This is a genomic window from Marinoscillum sp. (genome assembly GCF_965229915.1).
Taxonomy (GTDB): domain Bacteria; phylum Bacteroidota; class Bacteroidia; order Cytophagales; family Cyclobacteriaceae; genus Marinoscillum.
Window position 1 is genome coordinate 1,883,994 of sequence record NZ_CBDDJZ010000001.1, and the last position, 25,301, is coordinate 1,909,294.

25 protein-coding genes and 1 pseudogene are annotated in these 25,301 nt (G+C 42.6%); 9 read left to right on the forward strand and 17 right to left on the reverse strand.

Translation table 11 applies throughout. The features are described from left to right. Nucleotides 1-22: 22 nt before the first annotated feature. Both ACO067_RS08160 and ACO067_RS08165 read right to left on the reverse strand, forming a co-directional pair. On the reverse strand, nucleotides 23-310 hold the full coding sequence (locus ACO067_RS08160) for a winged helix-turn-helix domain-containing protein (RefSeq protein ID WP_421872850.1): 288 nt from the start codon (nucleotides 308-310) through the stop codon (nucleotides 23-25). Further along, the gene (locus tag ACO067_RS08165) at nucleotides 307-879 is read right to left on the reverse strand and encodes a hypothetical protein (protein ID WP_421872852.1); all 573 of its coding nucleotides are present in this window, start codon (nucleotides 877-879) and stop codon (nucleotides 307-309) included. The genes ACO067_RS08160 and ACO067_RS08165 overlap by 4 nt, the downstream gene beginning before the upstream one ends. A gap of 247 nt (nucleotides 880-1,126) precedes the next feature. Between ACO067_RS08165 and ACO067_RS08170 the strand changes: the two genes are divergently transcribed. Then, nucleotides 1,127-1,324, forward strand: a complete 198-nt coding sequence (locus ACO067_RS08170; RefSeq protein ID WP_421872854.1) for a hypothetical protein — start codon at nucleotides 1,127-1,129, stop codon at nucleotides 1,322-1,324. Nucleotides 1,325-1,377: 53 nt separating this feature from the next. Here the strand turns inward: ACO067_RS08170 and ACO067_RS08175 are convergent. The 3 genes and pseudogenes from ACO067_RS08175 to ACO067_RS08185 all read right to left on the reverse strand — a co-directional run bounded on the left by ACO067_RS08175 (nucleotide 1,378) and on the right by ACO067_RS08185 (nucleotide 5,288). Next, a pseudogene (locus ACO067_RS08175) lies at nucleotides 1,378-3,920 on the reverse strand (ATP-dependent Clp protease ATP-binding subunit). A gap of 116 nt (nucleotides 3,921-4,036) precedes the next feature. Further along, entirely contained in the window at nucleotides 4,037-4,657 is a 621-nt protein-coding gene (locus tag ACO067_RS08180; RefSeq protein ID WP_421872857.1) for a WbqC family protein, read from the reverse strand. Nucleotide 4,658: 1 nt separating this feature from the next. Continuing rightward, on the reverse strand, nucleotides 4,659-5,288 hold the full coding sequence (locus ACO067_RS08185; protein WP_421872860.1) for an L-threonylcarbamoyladenylate synthase: 630 nt from the start codon (nucleotides 5,286-5,288) through the stop codon (nucleotides 4,659-4,661). A 126-nt stretch (nucleotides 5,289-5,414) separates the two neighbouring features. Between ACO067_RS08185 and ACO067_RS08190 the strand changes: the two genes are divergently transcribed. Next, nucleotides 5,415-6,464, forward strand: coding sequence for an inositol-3-phosphate synthase (locus ACO067_RS08190; RefSeq protein WP_421872862.1), 1,050 nt, complete (start codon nucleotides 5,415-5,417; stop codon nucleotides 6,462-6,464). On the opposite strand, the gene spt is transcribed toward ACO067_RS08190, so the two are convergent. Together spt and ACO067_RS08200 are read right to left on the reverse strand one after the other, a co-directional pair. Beyond that, complete coding sequence (gene spt, locus ACO067_RS08195) at nucleotides 6,461-7,651, reverse strand: serine palmitoyltransferase (RefSeq protein WP_421872864.1); 1,191 nt, start codon at nucleotides 7,649-7,651, stop codon at nucleotides 6,461-6,463. The two genes, ACO067_RS08190 and spt, sit on opposite strands and share 4 nt — an antisense overlap. 72 nt (nucleotides 7,652-7,723) lie before the next feature. Next, nucleotides 7,724-8,458: an NTP transferase domain-containing protein gene (locus ACO067_RS08200; RefSeq protein ID WP_421872866.1), complete on the reverse strand. Its 735-nt coding sequence runs from the start codon at nucleotides 8,456-8,458 to the stop codon at nucleotides 7,724-7,726. 96 nt (nucleotides 8,459-8,554) lie between these two features. Here ACO067_RS08200 and ACO067_RS08205 point away from each other — a divergent pair, with 96 nt between their 5' ends. Beyond that, a complete protein-coding gene (locus ACO067_RS08205) occupies nucleotides 8,555-9,676 on the forward strand; it encodes a hypothetical protein (protein ID WP_421872868.1) in 1,122 nt (373 codons plus the stop codon). A gap of 46 nt (nucleotides 9,677-9,722) precedes the next feature. Here ACO067_RS08205 and ACO067_RS08210 read toward each other — a convergent pair whose 3' ends face one another. From ACO067_RS08210 to ACO067_RS08230, 5 genes are read right to left on the reverse strand one after another with little or no spacing between them, the layout of a single operon-like run. Then, nucleotides 9,723-10,640: a CDP-alcohol phosphatidyltransferase family protein gene (locus ACO067_RS08210; protein ID WP_421872871.1), complete on the reverse strand. Its 918-nt coding sequence runs from the start codon at nucleotides 10,638-10,640 to the stop codon at nucleotides 9,723-9,725. A 7-nt stretch (nucleotides 10,641-10,647) separates the two neighbouring features. Further along, complete coding sequence (locus ACO067_RS08215; protein ID WP_421872873.1) at nucleotides 10,648-11,580, reverse strand: fatty acid desaturase; 933 nt, start codon at nucleotides 11,578-11,580, stop codon at nucleotides 10,648-10,650. A 55-nt stretch (nucleotides 11,581-11,635) separates the two neighbouring features. Beyond that, the gene (locus tag ACO067_RS08220) at nucleotides 11,636-12,733 is read right to left on the reverse strand and encodes a phospholipase D-like domain-containing protein (protein ID WP_421872876.1); all 1,098 of its coding nucleotides are present in this window, start codon (nucleotides 12,731-12,733) and stop codon (nucleotides 11,636-11,638) included. Nucleotides 12,734-12,749: 16 nt separating this feature from the next. After that, nucleotides 12,750-13,493 carry an aspartyl/asparaginyl beta-hydroxylase domain-containing protein gene (locus tag ACO067_RS08225; RefSeq protein ID WP_421872878.1) on the reverse strand — a complete coding sequence of 248 codons (744 nt, stop codon included), beginning with the start codon at nucleotides 13,491-13,493 and terminating at the stop codon, nucleotides 12,750-12,752. 57 nt (nucleotides 13,494-13,550) lie between these two features. Beyond that, complete coding sequence (locus ACO067_RS08230; RefSeq protein WP_421872881.1) at nucleotides 13,551-14,312, reverse strand: DUF3108 domain-containing protein; 762 nt, start codon at nucleotides 14,310-14,312, stop codon at nucleotides 13,551-13,553. A gap of 20 nt (nucleotides 14,313-14,332) precedes the next feature. Here ACO067_RS08230 and ACO067_RS08235 point away from each other — a divergent pair, with 20 nt between their 5' ends. Both ACO067_RS08235 and ACO067_RS08240 read left to right on the forward strand, forming a co-directional pair. Beyond that, nucleotides 14,333-15,439, forward strand: coding sequence for a glycosyltransferase family 4 protein (locus tag ACO067_RS08235; RefSeq protein WP_421872883.1), 1,107 nt, complete (start codon nucleotides 14,333-14,335; stop codon nucleotides 15,437-15,439). Nucleotides 15,440-15,446: 7 nt separating this feature from the next. Further along, a complete protein-coding gene (locus tag ACO067_RS08240) occupies nucleotides 15,447-16,319 on the forward strand; it encodes a DUF6492 family protein (RefSeq protein ID WP_421872886.1) in 873 nt (290 codons plus the stop codon). Here the strand turns inward: ACO067_RS08240 and ACO067_RS08245 are convergent. The 3 genes from ACO067_RS08245 to aepX form a co-directional block, all read right to left on the reverse strand. Continuing rightward, complete coding sequence (locus tag ACO067_RS08245; RefSeq protein WP_421872889.1) at nucleotides 16,316-17,422, reverse strand: 2-aminoethylphosphonate aminotransferase; 1,107 nt, start codon at nucleotides 17,420-17,422, stop codon at nucleotides 16,316-16,318. The two genes, ACO067_RS08240 and ACO067_RS08245, sit on opposite strands and share 4 nt — an antisense overlap. A 152-nt stretch (nucleotides 17,423-17,574) precedes the next feature. Further along, nucleotides 17,575-18,693 (reverse strand): phosphonopyruvate decarboxylase, encoded by a 1,119-nt coding sequence (gene aepY / locus ACO067_RS08250; RefSeq protein WP_421872892.1) that lies wholly within the window; start codon nucleotides 18,691-18,693, stop codon nucleotides 17,575-17,577. A gap of 81 nt (nucleotides 18,694-18,774) precedes the next feature. Next, nucleotides 18,775-20,070, reverse strand: a complete 1,296-nt coding sequence (aepX, locus tag ACO067_RS08255) for a phosphoenolpyruvate mutase (protein ID WP_421872895.1) — start codon at nucleotides 20,068-20,070, stop codon at nucleotides 18,775-18,777. Between the two features lie 237 nt (nucleotides 20,071-20,307). Here aepX and ACO067_RS08260 point away from each other — a divergent pair, with 237 nt between their 5' ends. Continuing rightward, a complete protein-coding gene (locus ACO067_RS08260) occupies nucleotides 20,308-21,027 on the forward strand; it encodes a sugar phosphate nucleotidyltransferase (RefSeq protein WP_421872898.1) in 720 nt (239 codons plus the stop codon). Between the two features lie 12 nt (nucleotides 21,028-21,039). Then, the gene (locus ACO067_RS08265) at nucleotides 21,040-21,885 is read left to right on the forward strand and encodes an aspartyl/asparaginyl beta-hydroxylase domain-containing protein (protein WP_421872900.1); all 846 of its coding nucleotides are present in this window, start codon (nucleotides 21,040-21,042) and stop codon (nucleotides 21,883-21,885) included. A gap of 1 nt (nucleotide 21,886) precedes the next feature. On the opposite strand, the gene ACO067_RS08270 is transcribed toward ACO067_RS08265, so the two are convergent. Beyond that, the gene (locus ACO067_RS08270; protein ID WP_421872902.1) at nucleotides 21,887-22,381 is read right to left on the reverse strand and encodes a LicD family protein; all 495 of its coding nucleotides are present in this window, start codon (nucleotides 22,379-22,381) and stop codon (nucleotides 21,887-21,889) included. A gap of 130 nt (nucleotides 22,382-22,511) precedes the next feature. On the opposite strand from ACO067_RS08270, the gene ACO067_RS08275 reads away from it, so the two are divergent. Beyond that, a complete protein-coding gene (locus tag ACO067_RS08275) occupies nucleotides 22,512-23,426 on the forward strand; it encodes a Stealth CR1 domain-containing protein (protein WP_421872903.1) in 915 nt (304 codons plus the stop codon). A gap of 115 nt (nucleotides 23,427-23,541) precedes the next feature. Further along, nucleotides 23,542-24,351, forward strand: a complete 810-nt coding sequence (locus ACO067_RS08280) for a hypothetical protein (protein WP_421872905.1) — start codon at nucleotides 23,542-23,544, stop codon at nucleotides 24,349-24,351. 75 nt (nucleotides 24,352-24,426) lie between these two features. On the opposite strand, the gene ACO067_RS08285 is transcribed toward ACO067_RS08280, so the two are convergent. Next, nucleotides 24,427-25,218, reverse strand: coding sequence for a glycosyltransferase family 92 protein (locus ACO067_RS08285; protein ID WP_421872907.1), 792 nt, complete (start codon nucleotides 25,216-25,218; stop codon nucleotides 24,427-24,429). Between the last annotated feature and the right edge of the window lie 83 nt (nucleotides 25,219-25,301).

Below are 25,301 nucleotides of genomic sequence, written 5' to 3' on the forward strand. Positions count from 1 at the left end.
TAAACTATATTGACAAAAAAATTTATTCAATGTATCCCTTCAGGGCGTTCACATAGTCTTCGAATGCTTCTATTCCCTGTTTGGTAATTTTGCAGGTGGTTACGGGTTTCTTGCCCTTAAAGGATTTCTCCACCTGGATATAGCCTGCTTCAGATAACTTATCCAGCTGCACACTCAGATTACCAGCAGTGGCTCCAGTCTTGTCTTTGATAAATGTAAATTCAGCTGATTCAACACCTAATAATAGACTGACTACAGCGAGTCTTAGCTGCGAGTGCAACAACGGGTTAAGTGGTTTGAAACCGCTCATTTCTCCTTATTTTTTAGTAGATATCCAGGAATCAAATATCCGGCGAAGATACCGATTCCTCCGACTAGATATTGATCCGTGACAGAGACATTAAAACAAACAATACTGGTGATTGCCAAAACCATCCCTCCTAAAACCAATGGTTTGAAACGTAGGATCTGACCAGAAACATAAGTACCCATTCCTGAAAACAGCATGATCACTGCATTGTGATTAAACTGTAAGTGACTCATGTAAAACAGCACAATTAAAATGCCTACACCAGCAGCGATCCAAACATGAGCATATAGCCTATCCAGATGACTGGATACCTGGGCCTTTCGTTTCAAATAGCTACCATACACACCCGATACAATGGCTGCTGGAATGGTAATCACCCAAACAATATAGGGATAGGCATAGTCAGTAAATGCATCCAAATAGTAGTGCGAGAAATTCGCCAACATGATCACCCAACCCCAAAGTAGAAAATAAAAGCTTCCTCCTTTTTGGTAGTTGCTCTTAGCCTGATTGATCATACTTGTGATCAATTGTAGGCTCTCATTTCCTGATAGTTCTTTATTAGACATAATCTCAAAGATAATTAAGTTTATATTATAAACTAGTTTATCTCTCATTAAGTTGCGTATTCTGTTCCTTTTTTTTGAAAAACTTATGCGAAGAACCCAGCATCGAGGGAATACGATGCGCTAACCGAACAAACCCAACCAAAAATCTGATAGATCAAACCTGTGATCGTTTTCGGATCCTGGAAGCCAATACCCCTGCGTACTTTTGAAATATCATTAACCAATAGAAGACAAATCAATGGGGCGATTGGAAGAAAAACAGTATTCGAATGTAAAAGACTTCCTGACACTATTAAGGCTGGAAATATCAGAACAGCGGATTTACAATGTGATCAATGAAAGAACACGGCTGATCGGGCAGGAGTACGGGTTTGATGATATGGAGATACAAGAAATAATAGAAGAGTGTTTCAATGAAATGAAGAACTCATTATATCATAAATGAGTGGCACTGGTAGATAGGTATAAATGAAAAAGGGCCTCACTGAGGCCCTTTTTCTATTTTTCTTTGTCTTCTTGCTTTACTTTTTTCTTCTTCAGTTTGAAATGTAGCTCTTCGGCCTTTCCATCCCAGTCTGCGACCAAAGTGTCTCCTTCTTGAATATCTCCTTTGAGTATTTCTTCAGCCACTGGATCTTCGAGATATTTCTGAATAGCTCTGTTCAATGGCCGTGCGCCATACTGTGGATCATATCCTTTTTCCGACAAGAAGTCTTTTGCCTTCTTAGTGAGCTCCACATGGTAACCTAGATCTACTATTCGTTTGAATAGCTTCTCCAGAGAAATATCAATGATTTGATGTATATGCTCTTTCTCCAATGTATTGAAGACGATCACATCATCCAATCTATTCAAGAACTCTGGACTAAATGCTTTTTTCAATGCATTCTGGATCGTAGACTTCATGATGTCGTCAGAGTTGTCTCTTTTAGAAGCTGTAGCAAATCCGATACCCGCACCAAAATCTTTAAGATCTCGTACCCCGATATTTGACGTCATGATGATGATAGTATTTCTGAAATCAACCCGTCTTCCAAGACCGTCCGTAAGAATTCCATCATCCAATACTTGCAGCAAGATATTGAACACATCAGGGTGTGCCTTTTCAATCTCATCTAGCAGTACCACTGAATATGGTTTTCTTCTTACCTTTTCAGTCAACTGTCCACCTTCTTCATAGCCCACATATCCTGGAGGCGCTCCCACGAGTCTCGATACAGAGAATTTTTCCATGTACTCGCTCATGTCGATGCGGATCAGCGTGTCATCCTTGTCGAAAAGGAAAGTAGAAAGCATCTTCGCCATCTCCGTTTTTCCAACACCTGTCGGCCCCAGGAAGATGAATGATCCAATTGGTTTTTTCGGATCTTTCAATCCTACTCTGGTTCGCTGAATCGCCTTGGTTAACTTAACGATCGCATCGTCCTGACCAATGACTTTCTTGTTCAGCTCTTCTTTCATAGCGAGAAGCTTCACACTTTCGTTTTGTGCGATTCGTTTGGTAGGTATACCCGTCATCATCGCGATTACCTCAGCAACGTTCTCTTCGTTTACCTCGTAGCGCTTGGTTCTGGTTTCTTCCTCCCACTTGTTCTTCTCTTCGTCGAGCTGGGCTAATAGTTTCTTTTCTTTATCTCTAAGCTGAGCAGCCTCTTCGTACTTTTGACTTTTTACTACTCTGTTCTTTTCTTTCTTGATCTCTTCGATCTGCTCTTCCAACTCCACCACTTTCTTTGGCACGTTGATGTTGCTGATATGCACTCTGGCGCCAGCCTCATCCATCACATCGATAGCCTTGTCTGGAAGGTATCGATCACTGATGTACCTATCAGAAAGTGCCACGCATGCCTTCACAGCTTCTTCTGTGTAGTTTACGTGGTGATGATCCTGGTATTTGTCTTTGATATTATCAAGTATCTGTATGGTCTCCTCTGGAGTGGTGGCATCCACCATGACCATTTGGAATCTTCTTGCCAAGGCTCCGTCTTTTTCGATGTACTGACGGTACTCATCCAGCGTGGTGGCTCCTATGCATTGGATTTCTCCTCTGCAAGAGCTGGCTTGAACATATTGGAGGCATCTAATGAGCCAGAAGCTCCGCCTGCTCCCACAATAGTGTGCAGCTCATCAATGAACAAGATCACGTCCGGAGACTTCTCTATCTCGTTCATCACGGCTTTCATTCGCTCTTCAAACTGTCCACGGTATTTGGTACCAGCTACCAATGAAGCCAGATCCAGCGTTACCACTCGTTTTCCAAATAATATTCTGGATACTTTCTTTTGCACAATTCTCAATGCCAAACCTTCGGCTATGGCCGTTTTACCTACACCTGGTTCCCCAATGAGAATCGGGTTATTTTTCTTTCTTCGAGAGAGGATTTGCGCCACGCGCTCTATTTCCTTCTCTCTACCAACGATCGGGTCTAGCTTGTCATCCTCGGCCAGTTTGGTAAGGTCTCTACCGAAGTTATCCAACACTGGAGTCCTGGATTTTTCACTTCCTTTGGAAGACTCTCTACCTCCACCTCCGCTAGATGATCCACCAAAGATTTTGCCGGTGTCTTCATCTCCATCGTCAGTGTCAGATTGAGCCAGTGGATTTTCTGTTTGATATTCCAGCAGTTCTTTCACCACATCATAGCTCACGTCAAACTTGTCGAGGATTTGTGTGGCAAGATTGTCTTCGTCTCTTAAAATCGACAAGAGCAAGTGCTCTGTTCCGATCAATTGACTTTTAAATATTTTGGCTTCCAGATAGGTTATTTTCAGTACTTTTTCTGATTGTCTGGTCAGGGGAATATTGGCAAGGTTTTTCACATTGCTCGTGGCAGTCCCCTTGGTAGCTTGCTCTATAGCCGAACGAAGCTCTTCCAGAGAGACACCAAGTTTTTTAAGCAAGCTTACAGCTACTCCTTCTCCTTCGCGAATCATTCCTAGCAGCAAATGCTCAGTACCGATGTAATCATGACCCAAACGCAAAGCTTCCTCGCGGCTCAGGGAGATTACTTCTTTTACTCTGTTTGAAAATTTAGCTTCCATAAAATGGATTATATGATAATGAGTACTCGATAAGTAAATTTAAAAGTTATGCGAGTCAAAACCTCAGCAATTACCGAGTTTTAGAAACACATATACTTTCGGAAATGTTCAATAGCTCAGCTCGATGATCTCGTCAGCACTTCTGACGCTCTTGAACCCTCACACATGATGAGGTCTAATATGCTCAAATTTGGGACAAAAATATTGCCAAAGGTTTGGGTGTAGGGAAAAGGTAGATATAAATCTCTTTCTTCAAAAGGCTTTTTCGGAAGTATTCGTTCTCTCAGGTCAATTAATCGATGATCGGGAATTTTTTGGTATTCGCTGGTAAGTGTAAAGGGCCTGTCATATTGTAACACTTTCAGACACATTGTCATCATTTCTGTAGTTAGGTCTAGCAAAAACTTGTGTCTTTGTTCCCAAATACTCCTAAAGTGATCCTCAAAGAACTCAAAAAAAGGAGCTTTGCCATATGCCGAGTAAAAGGCTCCCCAATGATCTCTGGCCCAGCTCTGCTGATGGTCAATCGTGACTTCTTTGTAAGGTGTTCTCTTATCAAAACTTACGGGAACAGACAGAGGCATGACACCACCTGAAGAAAGTATATAACAGCGGTTCTTGTAGGTCTGCTTGGTGAAGTGCTGACACACTTCCAGACGAATCTCATCGCTATTGACCAGCGCTACAAAATACTCCAGGCTCCCCAGGTAATGAGGCTCCACAATAATTCTCTGCATGCTACAAATATGGCGTAATATCCCCCAAGCCTTCTCTTACCAATTCTGGAAAATCTCCAGAACAATCAATCACTGTACTCGGCTGGTTGTTACCATAGCCACCATCTATCACGATATCTACCTGATTTTCAAACTCATCAAAGATCAAACTCGGATCTGTGGTGTATTCGACTATGTCATCTTCATCGTGAATGGAGGTAGTAATAATGGGATTTTCAAGGAGGCGTACAATCTCTCTTGGGATGTTATTGTCAGGCACGCGTATACCGATAGTTTTCTTTTTGACATTCAAGATCTTCGGCACTTTACTGGATGATTCCAATATAAAGGTAAAAGGGCCAGGAAGACACTTCTTCATCAGTTTGAAGGTAGGTGTGTCTACATGTTTGGCATATTCTGACAGCTGGCTCAAATCGTAGCAGATAAATGACAAGTTGATGTTTTTACCTTTGATCCCTTTGACGAGCTTCAGACGATCCAATGCTTTGCTGTTGAATATGTCGCACCCTAAACCATAAACGGTATCGGTCGGGTAAATAATGAGCCCACCATCCTTAAGTACCTCTACGATGTGTCGGATTTTATCTTCTTCTGGGTTTTCTGGGTATAGTCTGATGTATTCTGCTGCCATTCTGATAAGTGTAATAAACTTTTATCTGCGTTAATGAACAATTGACAAAGAATTTAGCCAGATGTTACGAATATGTTATGCGCCGACCAGTGAAATTTATTTAATTTGCCTCGAATTTTAAGAGATATGATTAGAGTTGTCATTGTTGGTCTTGGAAATTGTTCTTCCTCATTTATTCAAGGTATTGAGTTTTACAAAAACGAAAAAGAGACCAAGGGTTACGTTAGAAAGGAGATAGGAAACTACCAGATCAAAGATGTGAAAGTAGTTGGAGCGATTGATGTAGACAAACGATTAATCGGCAGGGACATATCAGAGGCCATTTTTTCTGGTAGCAACACAGCAGAAAAGTTTGCTGATGTACCCAAGTACAACGTGGAGGTGGTAAAAGGACCGGTATTGGATGGCGTGGCAGATCACATGCACGAATCCTTTCAGGTAGATGACAGCCAACAACCTATCGATGTGGCAGCCTACCTCAAAGAAGTTGAGGCTGAATTCGTTATTTGCTATTTACCTGTGGGAAGCGAAAAAGCTGCGAAATTTTATGCCGAAGAAGCTCTGAAAGCAGGTGTCGGGTTCATCAATGCCATCCCAGTATTTATCTGCTCTAAACCAGAGTGGAGCAACCGTTTCAAAGAAGCCGGACTTGTTTGTGCGGGAGACGATATCAAATCTCAGTTTGGCGCTACTTACCTAAACCGAGTGTTGGTAGAGAGCCTAATGAATCGAGGCTTCAACATCGATAACCTGTACCAGCTCAATGTAGGAGGCAATACGGACTTTGAAAACATGATTGACGAATCTCGTCTTCAGTCCAAAAGAATTTCAAAAACTTCAGCGGTTTCTACACTCTTCAAAGATGGCAAGGAGCCCGCATTAAGAATAGGACCAAGTGATTATGTCCCGCACCTGAAAGATGCGAAAATCTGTTATATCAATATCAATGGAACACAGTTTGGCAACCAGAAATTTGAACTGGAACTGAAGCTGAAAGTGGAAGACAGTCCAAACAGCGCCGGAGTGATGCTAGACGTAGTTCGTCTGGCTAAAGTAGCCAAAGACAAGGGCCTTGCTGGCAATATCCCTGAGGTGTCTGCCTTTGGCTTCAAATCACCTGCTGATAAGATGAGTGAAACCAATATTCTCAAAAAAATTGATGATTTTCTCGCCTAGTGGTGACCTATCTCTAAATTCTTAAATTCCTTATAGATTTTGTCGATAGCCTCATCTATTTGCTCTTTGGAGTGAGTGGCCATAAGGCTAAATCGGATCAGTGTATCTTCTGGAGCTACCGCCGGAGAAATAATTGGGTTCACAAACACGCCTTTCTCCAATAAATTCGTGGTTAGCTGAAAAGTCTTCATGTAATCTCTTACATAAATGGGGATGATAGGTGTCTCTGAGCTACCAGTATCAAACCCAAGGTCCTTCAATGACTTCAACGCATAGTTGGTGTTTTCCCAAAGCCTCAACCGGTGAGAATCATCTGACTCGATGATATCCAGAGCCGCTAGTGCAGCAGCACAAGAAGCAGGAGTGATACTGGCACTGAATATCATGGATCTGGAGTGATGCTTCAGGAAGTTGATGGTATCCTGATCACTGGCGATGAATCCTCCAAGAGATGCCAGTGACTTACTGAAAGTGCCCCCAATTAATTGCACCTCGTCTGTCAACCCAAAGTGTGAAGGCGTACCAGCACCATGATCACCAATAACGCCAATGGCATGAGCACAGTCTGTCATGACCACTGCTTCATATTCCTGCGCTAGTCTAACCACCTCTGGCAGTTTGGTGATATCACCTTCCATACTGAAGATTCCGTCCACCACGATGAGTTTGAATGATCCCTTAGGACATCTCTTGAGTTTTTTCTCCAATGACTCCATGTCATTGTGTCTAAACTTCAAGGTATTAGCTAATGACAACCGAGCACCTTCTATGATCGAAGCATGTACATACTCATCCATCAGTATGAAGTCACCACGCTTTGTCAGACAAGGGATGACACCCAAGTTGACCTGAAAACCGGTGCTGTACATCAATACCGCTTCTTTACCTAAAAAACGAGCCAATCGTTGCTCCAGTTCTTCATGAATGTCAAGTGTTCCATTTAGGAATCTGGAGCCAGCACAGCCAGCACCATATTTGGCCATGGCCTGGTGACCAGCCTCGATGACCTTGGGATGATTGGTCAGCCCTAAATAACTATTGGAACCAAACATTAGTACATCTCTCCCATCCACTTTCACGACAGTGCCCTGCTCAGATTCTATCTTTCTGAAAAACGGATAATAACCCAACGCTTTCACTCGCTGAGGCTCAGTATATAGTTTAGTTCGTTCCCTAAGTCTATTCATGTCATTCTTCGATCGCCGGTTCCAATTCGGTAAACAACCTCCTTTTCGAATCGGCAAATTAATTATTCAACTTCAAAAGTTAAGATTCAAGGAGTTCCTTAAATCATCGGGGTTATCTACATCATTCCAAACACAGCCCACCACATCTACAGTAATCGCCTGCCGGTCCAAAATCAACTGCGAAACCATATCCGATATGGTATATTTCTGCTTTTCAAAACAAGCTCTTAATGTTTCAAACACAGCCGGCTTCATAAAAAATAATCCAGTATCGTATCTGTTGTACTGCGCTATCATCTTCCCAATCATCATAATGTGTCCGCGTTCATTGACTAAAACTCGTGTCACATCGTCAATATCTATGTGATCGTTTAGATCAGACGGCACATCTACAGCCAGGCACAAATGCTGAGATATGTTATCAGACACCATTGCTGCATCAAAAGCTGGAATAAATCCCTGACCAAATACATGATCACCCATGGTCAGGTAAAAACCATCAGAGTGATGTGCTCTGAGCCAGTGCTCGGCCACACTGACAGAAAAACCATTTTCCAGGTCATATCGATCATTGTGAACCGTATCAATCGTCACTGGGTACTTTTCCTTCAGCTCGGCTAGCTTCTCTATAATGGGGCCTGGGTTGTGTCCGGTGACTACACAGAATTCATTGCACCCATTATGATGGAACGCTTCAATATGTCGCTCCAAAAGCGATTTTCCATTGATTTCTAAAAGTGATTTGGGTTTACCAGTGTCGAGACGACTGTTTTTGCCTGCGGCAAGTATGACGCACTGCTTGTTCATAAGCCAGCAAAATTATGATAAGTTTGTCAATACAAGCCATTATCTTAACACTAAGTTAAATTCATCCCAGTAGACAATTTTTTTTCAGTATAGACAATGAGCATATCCATCACTGAGGTCAGCTCCAAATCCGACCTGAAGGCATTTATCAAGTTTCCCATGAACTTGTACAAAGATGTATCATCGTATGTGCCGCCATTGATCAGCTTTGAGATCAGCACACTTGATCCCAAGAAGAATCCTGCCTTTAATCATGCGGAAGCCACGTATTGGGTAGCACGTAAGAATGATCAGCTCGTTGGTAGAATTGCTGGAATAATCCTTGATCAGGAGTTGAGTGATAAAAAGTTGGCACGATTTGGCTGGATAGACTTTGTTGATGACCTGGAGGTTTCTGCGATGCTACTAGATACGGTCACAGCATGGGCAAAGAGTAAGGGAGCGACAGGACTTCATGGGCCATTAGGCTTCACAGATCTGGATTTTGAAGGTGCTTTGATCGATGGCTTTGAACATACAGCCACACAAGCAACTATCTACAATGCTCCTTACTATCAGAAACACTATGAAGCTTTTGGTTTTGAAAAAGCGGTGGATTGGACTGAAACCCGCGGGGTAATCCCGCCAGACGTACCTGAAAAGCTCAAACGAGGAGCTGCAATGAGCAAAGAGCGTTACGGATTTAGGTCAGTCACTTTTAAGAAAAAGAAGGAACTATTAAAATATGCGACAAGAGTGTTCGAGCTCATTAATCGCACCTACAGCAATCTATATGGGTATTATGAGCTATCTCCTGCTCAAATAGACTACTATATCAAGCAGTATTTTGACTTTGTGAAACTTGAGCTTATCAGCCTGATTGTGAATGAAGAAGATGAAGTAGTGGCCATGGCAATCACCTTACCTTCGATCTCAGAAGCCCTTAAAAAAGCGAAGGGCTCCTTGTTTCCATTTGGCTTTATTCACGTATTGAAAGCTTTCAACACCATTGATCAAATGGATTTGTTCCTGATTGCAGTGGATCAGAAGTACCAGAAATCTGGAGTGCATGCCATCATTTTTGAAGACTTGCACACCATGTTTAATCAATTCGGTGCCAAAACGTTTGCTACGGGTCCTATGCTGGAAGGAAACCGTGGAGTTCAGAACCTTTGGACCATTTTTTCAGCAGAGGTAACTGCCACGATAAGAAGACGCTGTTATATTAAAACGATCTGATTAACCAAATGCACGTGTAATACAAGGAACGCTGAAGTGGGTGAACCTAATGTGCCGAGTTTACCAGATCCATAAGTTGACGATCTAGCTTTCTTTGTTTTGATACCAGTGGCCACAAGAAAACGGTGGTCACCACAGCAAACCAAAAATAAATGTCCATCCGTCCAAACAGGCTGGTAACCATCAATACGGTGCGATGTGTATTGGTTCCACATACCAAGGCCCACCAGGTCATTAATGGCTCGTTTATTTTGGTGTATTTGTTTCTAAAATCTTTTGAGTTCTGACCAAATGCATGCCGCTCAAATGCTTCTCTATGTACTCTAGATCGTCCATGAAACAGAGCTTGTTTACGAATATAATCTACCTCCAAATAGTAAAGAATAGTATACCAAAAACCTGACTTCCCTGGTGTTTTTTCTACTTCCTCTACATAGGGAATGCGATGATCTTTAACGCCTTTTATATAGTAAATGAACTCTGTTTTGTAGTACTCATACGCTGCGGACTTGGCACTATGAAAGTATCCTGCCAATGCTGCCAATGGTAAGATCCACCAACTGTACATGGTTTGAATAAAGAACAAAGCGCCACCAACATAGCAAGCAATGAAGACGAACGTATCGATGATTGCATCGATCTTCCTTCCGAGATCACTCGATTGACCTGTCATGCGGGCCAGCTGACCATCAGCGGAATCCAATACTCCGGATAGTGTTATGAAAAAACATGCCCAAATCATCAAACCAAGGTTGTCTTGAAAGTAAAACAAATAACCCGATATCAAACCTGCAATCAGGCTAGCCACAGACACCTGGTTTGGGGTTAGCTTCAACCACTTAGACAGTAGGGCAAAATAGTAGCCCGAGAAACGGCTAAAATAAATATCGAAGGTTTCCTCAATAGCCATCAGTTTGATGGATTCAGAAGACTTACGAAAATCTCTTTTTATGAAACTGAACATACGCAGGTTATTTGGCGCGCTTAACTCGTGAATTCAAGCCTACTTCCTTGGTGGTCAAGAAATTCAGAATCACGCGAGTCCAGGAGTTGTAGCTGTGTAAGTTATTGTAGTGCTCGTGGGCAACCTTCTTCAATTCAGGAAGCTTCGATCCTGGGATATTTGGAAAATCATGGTGCTCATTATGGTAGCCCACATTAAACACCAGTTTATTTAAAGGGCCATAGTATGAATAGGTTTCCTGACCTGGTTTGGTCACGTAATGCTCGGAAACGAAATGCCCAGCCAAAGGGTGAAGACCTGTGGCTAAAATCACTGATAATGTCATGTAGAGAATTCCAAACCATCCAAAGAAGTATGCATAGAGACCAACAAAGGCAATCTGTGTGGCAAAATTGATCACTTCCCATTTGTCTGGTTTTCTGGGGTAAATGAACAATGGTCGCAGTGCGTAAAATAATATTTGAAAAATCATCCAGAACAGTTTTCCGAAGAACCCTCTGAACAGCCTTGCTTCAAGTCTGGTTGGCAGATCCGTATCAACTCCATCCTCGCCCTGTTTCCAGTGGTGCTCCAAATGATAAGCTTTAAAAGCCATGGCAAAAGGGAAGACCAATGGAAAATTAGTGATTAAGGCCAACACATTATTCTTAGCCTCAGAGTGAAAAGCCAGATTATGAGATAGTTCATGAATAGCGAGTACCAAAATATGCACCAGGGTAGACCCAACAATGAATAAGGTCAAGACAAATCCCCAAAAGTTGGCAGGAACTAAAAATGAAGTACCAATCTGAAGTAGAGCTACGATGAGTACCTTGTATTTAAGCCATCGATCAATTCCAAACAGTTGCTTTACTTCAGGAATATCTCGCAGTATTTCCTTCCGCCTTTGAAAATGCGGCTCCCGATCCTCTTTCCAAATAAAATCAACCTTGGTACTCATGCCGCAAAAATAGGTATTAGAAGTTAAATGGATTGACGGATCAGACCCTAAACGATCACCGGTTCTTTGGCCTTAACAGTGATCTGGAAGCAAGCTCACAAAACCCTTTGAGTAAGCTCATAGTGATTTTAGCTTTGGTTGAGCCGGTGGTGCTTGTAGTAAATTCGACGGAAGCACTCATCATGGGATTTAAAACCTGACTCCTGAAACTTTTCACCAAATGTTCATCCTCCGATACCATCACCACCTCCTGCTCGAAGTGGTAACTGACCAGGTCATAGTTACTACTCCCAAAGACCAATTTCGAGTCATCAATCAACATAGCCTTCAGGTGAAACATCCCCGGATGATGCAGCAATGTGAAAAACCTTTTGCCACTTTGTGAAAGTAAATAGTCATGAAAGAGTCCTTTGTTATTCTCCTTTGGGGAGATAATCTCCACCGCTATTCCTGACTGAGCAACTTCTTTAAGTACTGGTAGAAGTGGTTCGGAAACATAGGGAGAAATAACCGTGATCTTACTTTGCGCGCCTCTCACTTCATCAAAAAAGTTCTCATAGAGATCCTTACTCTTTATTCCATTAAAAAAATAAAGTTGCTGAGATTCCAGATCAACTTTGATGGATTGATTGGCTCCATTCCATGTAGATAGAAAATCTGCTTGAATCGCCTCACCTATTGACTGGCCCTCCAACTCGATCATCATATCGTGCCAGGCAAAATTATGGTCACTGAAATTGATTCCACCCAGATAGGAATACAGTCCATCCACCACCATCATCTTTTTATGATTGCGCAATGGATACCGTAGCATCAAAGGTCCAGTCGGATTCACAAATTTGACTTGAACCCCATTGGCTTCAGCTTTATGGATAAGTAGATAAGTGTTTTTTACCTCACTTCTAAACGATGCATCCTTTAAGTATTTGGGTCCAAATACAAAATGATCGCTAACCACTGCCTTGGAAAAGGAATCAACTATCAGGCGTTTATCTCTCGCGGGACTATCGATCATCAAATCAATTAGCTCCTCACCTGCTGCATCCCCTTCAAAGGTCATGGCCTGGACATAGAGCAAGTCTTGAGCGGATTGAGCCCTTTCTCCCAATGCCTTCATAAATGCTGTCGACCCAACCAGAACTTTGGTTTTCATCCTCGAAGTGTGGCTATTAGAACTTCACCGTGGTATTCTTGCGAACTTTTTTGACACTCTCCGTCCTGTACGCAATGTTTAGAATCAACGTATTTAGCCATGAAAACGGCACAGGTAGCTTGCGCTCCATATCCATAAACAACACCACTCTGATTTGATCAGAATTATTGCATGCGTCGTGTGTGTAGTTATCATTGAAGAGAATCCCCTCCCCATTTTTCCAGTAATAGGTTTCACTCAATTCATCCATTTTTGACTTATCAATCACCGAATTGGCCACTCGTATCCAGCATTCCCCATTTGCATTATTATTGGGCACAATGATACCGAGGTGATAACGCATGTAGCCATCATAGTAACCCTCATGTGGCGTGATGTACTGATTGGGATCCAATATGCTAAAAAATGCAGTTCTTACTTTGGGTACTTGATCAATCAATTTGGCAGTTTCCGGACAGTGAACACAGTTTTCCTTCAGCAAGGTCCCAGACTTGATCATAAAAGTCTTCCACTTTACTGTATGAACAGAACTGGACGTGTGATCACCCAAAAGATCCTTCATGTCGGTGATCTTGTCTTTGTTGGTCAGTAAGCTGATGCACTCGTCTCTGATCACCTCAAAGTTTTCTTCTAACAGTGACAACTTTGGATAGTCCTTAAGGTAGTCTTTGGTTAGACTTGGGCTCCTTTTGATGACTTTTTTTGACTCTAACCATCTAAAAAAACTATTTAGTCGGTAAACAATACTCCGATCTGCCATGCTCTTCAATATTTACTACGAAATAAACGAATATATCTCTATAATATATAGCTGAACCTACTTTAATGGCACCTTCCTATCAACTAACTCAAACCTGAGTCGCCCAAGAGTTAACTCGATGACTATTTGCTCAGGAATAACCAATCCTCTTTTAGACCCCAACACATACGCGGCATTATTCTTTTTATATTGGTCTGATGCTGCCAGTATGAAATCATATTTTAGCAAACCATCCTCTACAGCCCCTGAGTGAACTATACCAAAAGGATAGATATCATTAGAAAAATGAATTTTAACTACAGTGGTATCAGATGGCTGATGCTCATAAATCTTATCTCGGAGATTTAGGTAAGTACTAAGCAGATCCAAAACAAGCGTATCCGCTAAGCTTGATTTCTTCACCTGATGTCGGTCAACGTCCTCTACATAAGTAGTGATGGTCAACGAATCGGCGTAATCATATCGGTCTGTCCGGACATCCACCTTCCTGCCAAAGAACACCTGGCGGTAAGAAGTTGCTGGCCTCAGGGAAGTCGTATCGATCCATGATTCCAAACAAATATCTGTGGAGGTGAAAAAATCAAAAAAACCAGTTGTCTGAACTCGGCATTGAATGTAATAGTGCGGCTGTCCATTCAGATGCCAAATCTCCTGATCCAAATAGATTTCGGCTCTTCCTATGGTGAACCAGCCATAGTTCATCGAATAGGTAAGCTCCTCTCCTGGCAGTATTTTCCGGCCCACCTCAGAATCATCATGTTGAGCATTTACACAGGTGCAAAAACCCAGAATTACCCACATAATTGTTAATCTTGCCATTGATAAAGGAAATCTTCCAAATGAAAATTGCACAGGTTTGTCCATATGATTTTTCAAGGCCAGGAGGTGTCAAAAATCACATCGAAAGCCTGAGCCGGCACCTTCGCATGGGAGGTCACGAGGTAAAGATAATCACACCTTTTCCAGATACTAACCAACCCGGAGTATATCATTTTGGATCGAACAGAAGCCTCAATATTGGCGGAACTAAAATTGATGTCAACATTGCTTTGGGTAAGGAGCGAAAGCAACTGAAGCAATTTCTGAAAACCGAAAATTTTGACATTATTCATTTCCATACGTTTTGGAATCCTGCACTGCCGTTACAAATCAGGCGATTTAGTAATGCCAAACATGTTGCCACATTTCATGACACACCCAAGAATCAGTTCATCGGTAAAAACATCATGCCGATTGCGGCTAAAGGGGTTTTCGCATTGATGGATGCCATCATCTCAGTAAGTGAAACACAAGCTGCTTATATCAATCGCTTTTCCAAAAGGGAAATCTCCATCATCCCGAATGGTATAGACCTGGAAGAATACCAAAAACCGGTTGACCCAATTGAGAAATACCTCGACGGCAAATTCAACCTACTCTTTCTCGGGAGACTAGAAGAAAGAAAAGGGTTGATCTATGCCCTGAAAAGTTTTCATGCAATCAAGCAACAAAACGATGAGGTACGTCTCATCATCGCCGGAGATGGGGATGAGCGCCAAATGGCTGAAGATTACATTAATCAGTACCAACTGAAAGATGTGGAAATGCTGGGATTTGTGCCAGAAGAGGAGAAGTTGCGATTGCTCAGAACGTGTGATCTGTATGTTGCTCCTGCTTTATTCGGAGAGAGTTTTGGCATTGTATTGCTAGAGGCCATGGCCATGGGCACACCAATCGCTGGATTTGCGAATCAAGGCTATCTGAATGTGTTATCTGAAGAACAAAAGGTCTACTTTGCTCCCCCTAAAGATCTGGACGGCCTGACGCAAAATATCATCAAACTAATGGAATCAAAAGAACAAAGAACCTCCCTTTCTAATAAGGGTCATGAAATAGTGAAAACCTATGACTGGAACATCCATACGAAAAAAATAGCTAAAATCTACCACCAGTTATTAGATCAATAATTCATCCATGAACTTATCTGCTGTACTTCCTCTTAAGTTTGAAAAAGGCAAAACCAACAGCTTTGAGCAGTGTAAGTTGCTTTTCCAAAGTCTGTTGAAATTTGGGCAGAATCTCCATTTTGAGGAGTTTTTAGTAGTGACTCCAAAACAGGACATGGCATCCATCGAGCAGGAATTGGAACTGTATAGTGCTCATCTGCCACTCCGCTTCATCGACGAAAAGAACTTAATACCTGACGCAATGAATAGGAAAGGTGTTGGTGGCTGGCGTAAACAGCAATTGATCAAGTTGGCGGTGAGTTCGATTGTTCGGTCTACGTATTATATTACGTTCGATGCAGACGTTCTGCTAAAGAACACCATCAGCAATGAGGATCTTATCATTAACGGAAAAGCACTGCTACAACACCAACATAAATCCGTACGGCCACTCTGGTGGAAAGGGTCCGCTGAAATCCTAAAAGTAGATCCAGAAATGGATACTTTGGGAATGAATGTTACTCCTGCCATACTGCACACCCAGACAGTCCAAAACCTCAAAAATCACCTTAGCCAAATGGAAGGCCGAACATGGATCAACCAACTGTTGCTTTCTTATCATGGACTCCCAAAAAGCCTCTGGAAAAAGAGCATCCCATGGACAGAGTACTCCCTTTATTACTTGTTTCTAAGCAACCTTGGTAAGTTGGAAGAAGTACACCAACTAGCTAAAAAGCCGGTTCTTGTTTCCAGTAAAAGCGTTTGGAGTACTGTTGATTTTGATCAATGGGATCCAACTATCGCTTTTCAGCAGGATAAGGTGCCCTTTCTTGTTGTTCAGAGCAACAAACAAATACCCATAGAAAATCTCCGTGATAAGTTATCCCCGTATCTGAACTAGGATAGGTACTCCGTCACTTTCCTCATCACGTAGCGTACATCTTCCAGTTGTAAATCACCGATTATTGCCACCCGGAAGGTATTGCTCTCCGGGATGACTCCAGGATATATGGTGATTTGATTATTATATAGAAAATCGTGCAGGTCATTGAAGTCCAGGTCGGGTTTGCTGTTAAGATCTATCGCTAAAAGGATTTTTGATTGGTACTCATCTGGTAGGTAAAAGTGAAACCCCAATGCTTTGAACCGATCATATAGCACCTGCCAGTTGGCCTGATACCTTTGCCAGCGAGCCTTCACTCCCTCCTCCAGCGTTTCCTTGATCGCCTCCATAAAAGCGTAGCAGATCTGAACCGGAGGAGTAAACCTGAGCTGATTCTTTTGCTGCAGATTATTCCACTGGCTGTAGAGGTCAAAATAAAAGGCACGTTGATTCTTTTTCAGCTCTTCAATTCGATCCTTGTGAAAAACCACGAAGGACAACCCTGCCATACCGTGAATACACTTATTACTGGACGAAAAGATATAATCAACAGGAGTCTTTTGCAGATCAATCGGATAGGCGCCATAAGAGCTCATCGCATCCACTATTAGCTTCACTCCTAGTTCCTGACAAACATCCGCTATCTCCTCCAGAGGATTCATCATCCCGGTAGAAGTCTCATGATGGATGATGGCCAGGTGAGTAAACTTGCCACCTTGCAGAGCCTTTCGAACTTTAGCAGGCTCAGGATAGTCTCCAAACCCAAAGGCTGTGTCATATTCCAGGCCGTAGCTCTTGCAGATGGACTCCATGCGCAGACCATAAGCTCCATTAGTCACTATCAATACCTTGTCATCATCGCCAATAGCTGAGACCAGTGTAGCTTCCATAGCACCCGTACCACTGGCCACAAACAGACCTACTTCGTGTGTCGCCTGACCATTTCCAATCTCCAGAATGCCATCACAGATCTGGTGCATCAAATCACCAAACTCCTGCTCACGAGGGCAAATATCTTCAACGATCATGGCTTCTTTCACTCGCTGAGAAGTGGTGGCCGGTCCTGGGTTGAGGAGTAGGTTTCTTTTAATGGCTTTTTGATGAGTGAGCTTACCTAGCATGTTGTTTATTGCTTGTGATGAGAAAGATTTTTCCAATGAAAACTTGCTTTCGTATAACCCTTTTAATTCTCCTAAGGGACAATTGTGTTAACTGCCTTTAGGGTATGGGCAATTTCAACAATTTCTGAAAAATCTTTCGTTTGAATCGATGATCATTTCAAGTTATCCATGAAATCCTTCTTGTTGTCGATCGGCTTGATGGTTGGTCTTCCAAGGTCCTTTCTTGCTCCTTTTTTGGTTTTGATCTCCAAAAAAACCGGCCCATCGGCTGAAACAAAGTCCTTCCACACCTCAGCTAGTTCTTTCCTATTGGAAACACTCAGAGCTGATTTATACCCACACCCTTCAGCAATCTTGCGCAGATCCAGGTCAAAACCAACTGTTGGCTGACCACCGACTGAATCGTGTGCGCCATTATTAATCACTATATGATAATAGTTTTTAGGTGCCTGATCAGCAATGATACCCGCAGCGCCCATGTGCATGATGAACGCCCCGTCCCCATCCAGGCAATATACTTTTCTATCTGGCTTGGCCAGCGAAATACCCAAGGCTATCTGAGAAGCATGGCCCATACAGCCAACCGTCAGAAAATCTCTTTGATGGCCCGATTGATCGGCTGCCCTTTTCTCAAAAACTTCTCTAGAGGTTTTTCCCGTTGTGGACACTACCACATCATTAGCTGAAAGTCTGTCCAGAATTTCCTTCACAGCATCTTCTCTGTTCATCTCAAAGTCTGGAACCTCAGGGAGGTTTTGCATTTTGTAAGGTGCAAAGGTGTCTTTGCGCACCAAGAGAATATAAGGCGCCTGATGGGTCTGCATGTAGCTCACCGCGGTTTCCACCTGTGACTTAGCTTCTTCCAGATCATCAGATAGTACGTCATAGCGAACCTCCAAAGCACTTATCAATGCTTCGTTTACTCGACCTTGCTTTACGTGCTGTGGCTCGTCTTTCACTCCCGGCTCTCCTCTCCAGCCGACCATGATCAGCATCGGAATGCTATAAACTTCAGGATCAACCAATGAAGTCAACGGATTGATGATATTGCCAAATCCAGAGTTTTGCATGTAGACAAAAGGAATCTCACCTGTGGCCAGGTGATGACCAGCAGCCAGAGCAACTGCTCCGCCCTCATTGGCGGCAATAATGTCTGTTCCCGAATCGGCAATACAGCCGCAAAAATCCTTCAAAAGAGAATCAGGCACTCCAGTGCTGAAGTGAATACCGTGTGATTTGATAAGGTCTAAAAAATCCTTTGGATCAAGCATGCAAGTGATTGTTAAATGTACTTCTTACAAAAATCAGGCAGTCCGTTGGCATAAGACTTTCTACTGACAGTATCTATAGCACTAGTTGGGCAAAATGGTCAAAATTTCTTTGATGGACATACAGTATTGATCTGCTGCTTCCTTGGATCTCTTATGCTCCAAAATAGACTGAGCCGTCTTCTGCATAGCCGGGAATGCACTTCTAAGCAGGTGATTGGCATAAATTACAATACTGAAACCCGCAGCCTGCAACTCATCTTCTGTAAACTGGTTGTAAGACGAAGGCACCGAAATCACTGGCACTTTCACCTCAAACTCCTCGTACCTCTTCATGAACTCCAATATCTCTTCACCATCCTTGTGACGGCTATGAATCATGATGCCATCAGCTCCCGCCTCGATATAGGCTTTGGCTCTGGTCAGCGCATCTTCCATTCCCTGCTCAGCAATCAAGCTTTCCAGACGAGCAAAAATCATGAAGTCGTCAGTCATCTGTGCTCTCTTGCCTCTAGAGATCTTTTCAGAAAAACCTTCAATGGTATCGAGCGTCTGCTCTACTTCTGTACCGAAAAGGGAGTTTCTCTTCACACCGGTTTTGTCTTCTATGACAATGGCCGAAACACCCAGGCGCTCCAGATTTTTGACCAGTAGCTCAAAATGCTCAGGAATTCCACCTGTATCTCCGTCCAAAATAATAGGCTTGGTGGTCACGTCCAGAATGTCGTTAATTGTCTGGAAACGAGAAGTTCTATCCACGTATTCGGTATCCGGTTTGCCTTTGGCAGTGGAATCGGTCAGGCTGCTCACCCACATGGCATCAAACTCCCTGATCTCGCCTTCGGCCTCAAACCTGGTGTCCTCCACGATCAGCCCGGAGATTCCATTGTGAGCTTCCAGCACGCGTACGATATCTTTAGAGTCCAAAAGCCTCTTTAGTAGACGTCTCCTGATGTCTGGAGTCGTTCCGACTTCCTTCAATGCATTGCGCAAGCCAGTGGATGAAATTCCATGCGTATATTCTGGCTCCACCAGTTCACCACCCCATTCTTTCAAAAGCTCAATCACTTTTTGTCGGACATGGCGCTGTGGCCCCGATTTCCAATCACTGCCATGCACCACATAGTCGGGCTTCAGCTTCCGTAAATTCTCTTCATAGTCAAGCTCGTATTGTGGAATCACCTCTTTAACTCCCTTGAGATTCTCCAGGATTTTTTTTCGCTCGTCGAAAGACAAAAAAGGCATTCTACTAAATTTTGCCACTGCCTTATCGGAAAGCAATCCTACAGTCACCTCTCCCAATTCTCTTGCAATCTCAATAATGTTAATATGTCCATGATGGATTAGATCCGTACCCATTCCCACATATACTTGCTTCATATATCTATTTTTAAAAAGATTGATTCTAATTTCGAGCAAATTAAACCCAAATTATGCATTAAAGCATAATTTGCCCTACGGGCTGACGAAAGCTTTGGCTTTGTCAGGGTTACCCTGACAAATAATTCTAGAATACAGAATTATTTCGTCAATATTCAATAGAGTATTTACCATAGCTACCCTAAATATTCAATTGAATAATCCGGGTTAAAGTGAATTCAGAAAGGGAGGAAAATAATGTCTAAAAGAATTGATACTGCTGTGATACTCGCTGCTGGTAAAGGGACCAGATTGAGACCCTATACTCACGACATTCCTAAAGGATTCATGCAAGTAGGCGAAGAAAGGCTGATTGAACGATCCATTCACTTACTCAAAAAAAATGGCATCCAGCATATCATTATCGGAACAGGACACTTACATGAGCATTATGAGCAGCTGGCGAAGGATCAGGGATTACAGACCTTCTTGAGTCCTGAGTTTGCTACAACTGGTAGTTTTCACACACTTTGTTATGGAAAACAGCTGATCAATCAGGATTTTCTACTCCTGGAATCTGACCTGCTCTATGAAGAAAAGGCCATAACTACGCTGTTGAATAACAGAAATGAAGACGTCATTCTCTGCAGTGGATTTACCCACTCGAACGATGAGGTTTATATTTCAGCGAGTGAAGGCCACTTGAGGAACCTTTCCAAAAAAAAGGAGGAGCTGGACTCAATAGATGCCGAGCTAGTGGGCATCTGGAAAGTGTCATTAAGGTTATATGAGAAGCTTTTGGCGTATCATCAGCAAACCCCTGAGGCCAAAAACATGGACTATGAAGTAGCCATAGCCAACTTATGCGCAAAAGGATATCCAGTGAGTTTAGCGCAAATAGAAGATTTGATCTGGTGTGAGATAGATAATGAGGAGCACCTGGAGCGAGCGAAAAAACAAATTCTACCTAAACTTTAATCAAGTTTTAACATGATAAAATCCTATCTGAAGCACTTATCCATTTCTTCGCGAATTGGTAAGCTGATTAAAGGAACAGAAATCATCAAGTCCTTGTATTGGTATGATCTACCCATCAAAGAGGCTTTGGGATGGAGTGGAATCAGAAGATTTATGCGTTTTAATCGCGTCTCCAAACAGTCGGATGAAATCGCGGGGAATTACAAGATCACTAGAATATATAACGGCCCGGCCATCAATGATGGCCTGTCCGCATCCGGCGCTACGGTATGGAACTATACCCGTCTTAAAAATCCACCGATCATAGAAGGAGACCAAACATGTGACGTCCTGGAAAAAAATGCCGCAAAAATCATTAAGGAATACAAAAACAACATCGATAAAATAGTCACTCACCCAGACAACACCAGCCTGGCCAAAGATGGCACCTGGTCAGGAATCTTTCTCTACGGCGTTGGTGGCAAAAAGGACCCAATGTACGAGCAGTTTTTCAAAGAAACCTACGAGGTTTTAGATCAGTTGCCCATTTCTAAAAACTTTGGTTTTGCTTTGATTTCCAAACTATCTCCTGGAGTGAGGATCTTACCTCATTGTGGGTCCAGCAACCTGCGCTTTCGGTATCACCTGGGACTAGATGTGCCCGAACCTGACAAAGTAAAAATTAGAGTAGGCAAAGAATGGAAGCACTGGAAAGAAGGCAAAGCGTATGGATTTGACGATTCATTTGAGCACGAGGTGATACACGATGGGGAAAAAGATCGAGTGGTACTAATTGTTGATGTTTGGAACCCTAAGATTACTCAGGAAGAAATCCAGATATTTGACAACAAGCTGTTCAACCAATTTGGTAATAGGTAATCTAAGCAGGAGGCTCCCACAGTCCAGTCTTTTTATTTCTGGTGCCTCCCATTCCCAGGTAACCATACATCTGTTGTAAATACCCTTCAGTGTCTTTCGGCACCTGCACGGTCTTTCCTTTAAATGTTGCTTCTTTCAGTGGAAAGATCAGTTTCTCGTGAATCAGTTGAGTTTCATTGAAAGGTGCTCCTTCCAAATAACACTTGAGGTGATCACCATGCTGTTTGTAAAAAAAGACATCAAAATCAAACCCCTTGTACGAAAAATAGACTTTGGGCCCGTTGTGATTGGCAGAGGAATCATGTAAACTCAATCCCGCAGGCATGCGGTCCCTCATCTCACAAATTTTCTCATAAGAGGACTCCATCATCCCTACATCAATATCAATGTCATGTGGAATGATATCTCCTCCACGGTAGTACCCCAAAAGTGTCCCAAAATCCAACCAAAACGGCTCTCCTAGTTCCTGAAGGACTCCTACACCAAGCTGATACATCTCGTTTAAGATTTGCAGCTTTCGCTTTCGGTAATTTCCTGGAAGTGCAAATAAAACTACATTTGCAACCCTCTGAACATGCCTACTGATTCTAGTCATAGGACAAAAAAAAGGATTTTAATTGGTAAAGATGACTTCTGACAGAAAGCAAATACCTATCGATCTGGTTTACACCTGGGTAGACGGAGATAATCCAGATTACTTACAGGTCTACAATCAGTATGCTGAAGTCCCAAAAGACCTGAATCCTGAAAGAATACGTGATAGCTTCCACTTATTGAAATATAGCCTTAGATCGGTGGAGAAGTACCTTCCATGGATCAGAAACATCTATATCATTACCTCCAGACCTCAAAAACCCGATTGGTTAAAAGATGATCATCACCAGGTAAAGATCATCCATCATGATCAGATCATAGAAGAGCAGTACCTACCCACTTTCAACTACAACACCATCGAAAGCTTCATGCATAAGATTCCCGGGTTGTCCGAGTACTTTTTGTATAGCTGTGATGACTTTCTCTTTGGCAATGAAGTGTCCATAGACGATTTTCTGGATCTACAAGGACGGATGACTGTCTTCGGAACTTTCTTTGGTGAGAATTTGAAGTTCCGAATTTTTGAAAGTAAAAATGATATTGTCAGCCTAGGAAGAGTGGAACACAACCCCATTCTTTATAAAAAATCGTTTATTGAGGAGTTGCAGAAGCATTATTCAGCCCTCTTCCACGAAACGAGAGCTTCCAGATTTAGACGTGATGACAACATCACCATGCAGAAGGTATTCAAGCAATGGATGTTGACTCATCACCGCGATCTGGCCAATCCGATAACTGTTTTTGAGCTTAGCAAGATCCATACGTTTCATAAAATCAAAAATAATTTCACCAGACAGCAGCGTGCTCTTGAGAAGCTAGAAAACAAAAAACCTAAATTCTATTGCCTAAATGATGATCAGCGTGACAAGCCCAACCCAAAGGTGGTGAGCCTGGTAAAAGACTTTCTGGAAAGGACATACCCCGATAAAAGTCAGTTTGAAATCTGAATGTTGATCACTACAATCCCACACCAGAGAACAGATTTAAACCATAAAAACGCACTACTTTGCTGACTCATTAAGCTTTTCGTTCTCAAACAAACATCAAAATCTCTCTGAAACCATGATCAAAATTATCCCAGTTGCTGGTTTAGCCAATCGAATGAGGGCCATTGATTCCGCCCTCGCCCTGAGCTTGGAAACTAACCAAAAGCTGGAGATTATTTGGGAAATGGATCAACTGATGAGTTGTCGGTTTGAAGATTTGTTCAAGCCAATAAAAAAGGTAAAAATCACCAACACCAGGCGACTTCCTCTGATCTATCGAAAAGCAGATAAACGAAATCTGAGTTTACCCCATTTCCTTCGAACCATCAAAGGCTATGAATACTTCTCAAACGAACGATCCGCAGCATTGGTAAATAAGAAAACCAACCTTAACGATCTTATCACAAGTAAAAAAACGATTATATCGAGCTATTCGAGATTTTACCCAAACCCTCATCCTTATCAGGCATTTGAGCCGATTGATGAGCTTCAGCAGCAGATTCTTGATCACACCAAGGCTTTCAATGAACATACCGTGGGAATCCACATACGCAGATCCGATAACACTAAATCAATTGAGAACAGTCCGCTCTCGCTTTTTGAGCAAGCCATAAGAAAAGAACTATCGAAGAATCCAAATGCCTCTTTTTACCTCGCCTCAGACTGTCAGGAGACAAAACAAGAACTGCTGGAAAAATTTGGTGACCAAATCGCAACTGACATGAGCCCAGTCAGTAGAAACTCCAGGGAAGATATTCAGCGTGCCTTGGTAGAACTCTATGTGCTTTCCAAAACATCGAAGGTATTCGGATCGTACTGGAGCTCATTCTCGGATACTGCATGCCATATCTCAGGCATCAAAAACATCACTGTTCGGAAAGTCTGAATCGACTATTTGTCGATTTAATAGCTCTGATAGCAAGCTTTGTTCAGATGATGGCTGAGGTCACATGCCTCCAACTCATTTGGCTAGCTGATCCAACAACCGCACCATGCTGACATCTTCTACCTCATTGCATCGTTGATTCTTTTCCTTAAACCCTTCCTCCCCTTCAGGACGCCCACGTGATACGTTCTGACGATGGAGATACTCCTCAAAAGACTTGATGTAGTAATGGTTAATTCGCCAGCCGATAGCTGCATGGTCAGTAAGCATCTTCCCAAACTTATGGGCTTTATAATGCCACCAGTGCGCACTGAAAGCAAATCGGTTATTGCTCAAAAAATCGCCATTGGCCAGATCCTTGTGATCAGAGTATAACTCCTCGCGTCTGGTGTAAGCCCGCAACACTGGCATATCTGGCGTCTGTTCATGGCCATTGTTTCCAAAATTGATGCGCGGCACTTTCACTCCTTTGATTTTCTCGGCATCAACAGTTTTCAACCAGTCGGTCAAATTGGTTGCTTCATTCAGCGGAAATAGAAACTCATCCACATCGATTTTCATCACCCATTGATAATCTTTCCGGTAGTTTTTGGCTGCATGAGCAAAGCCCATATGGTTTTTGTTGCGCTGGTAAAATTTGGTAGGGCCATCGTATTTGGTGCCATCCCAGTGAGTCCAGAGATGCCTGGTTACCTGGCCTTTCTCCTCGTAAGGTCTGAGGATCTCTCTAGCCTCCTCCCCACCATCCTGATCGTACAGGTAAAAATGCTCCACTCCCACGCTGAGGTGATAGTCTAACCATTCTTTCAGGTAAGAATTTTCATTTTTGAAATTGGTGGCGAACGTTAGGAAATACTTCTTGCTCATGGACAGCCGTAAGTAGTTTTTTATACTGAAATACGCCGCAAGTTAGTGATACATCATTACGCAAGTCCATTCGGTTTGGACAT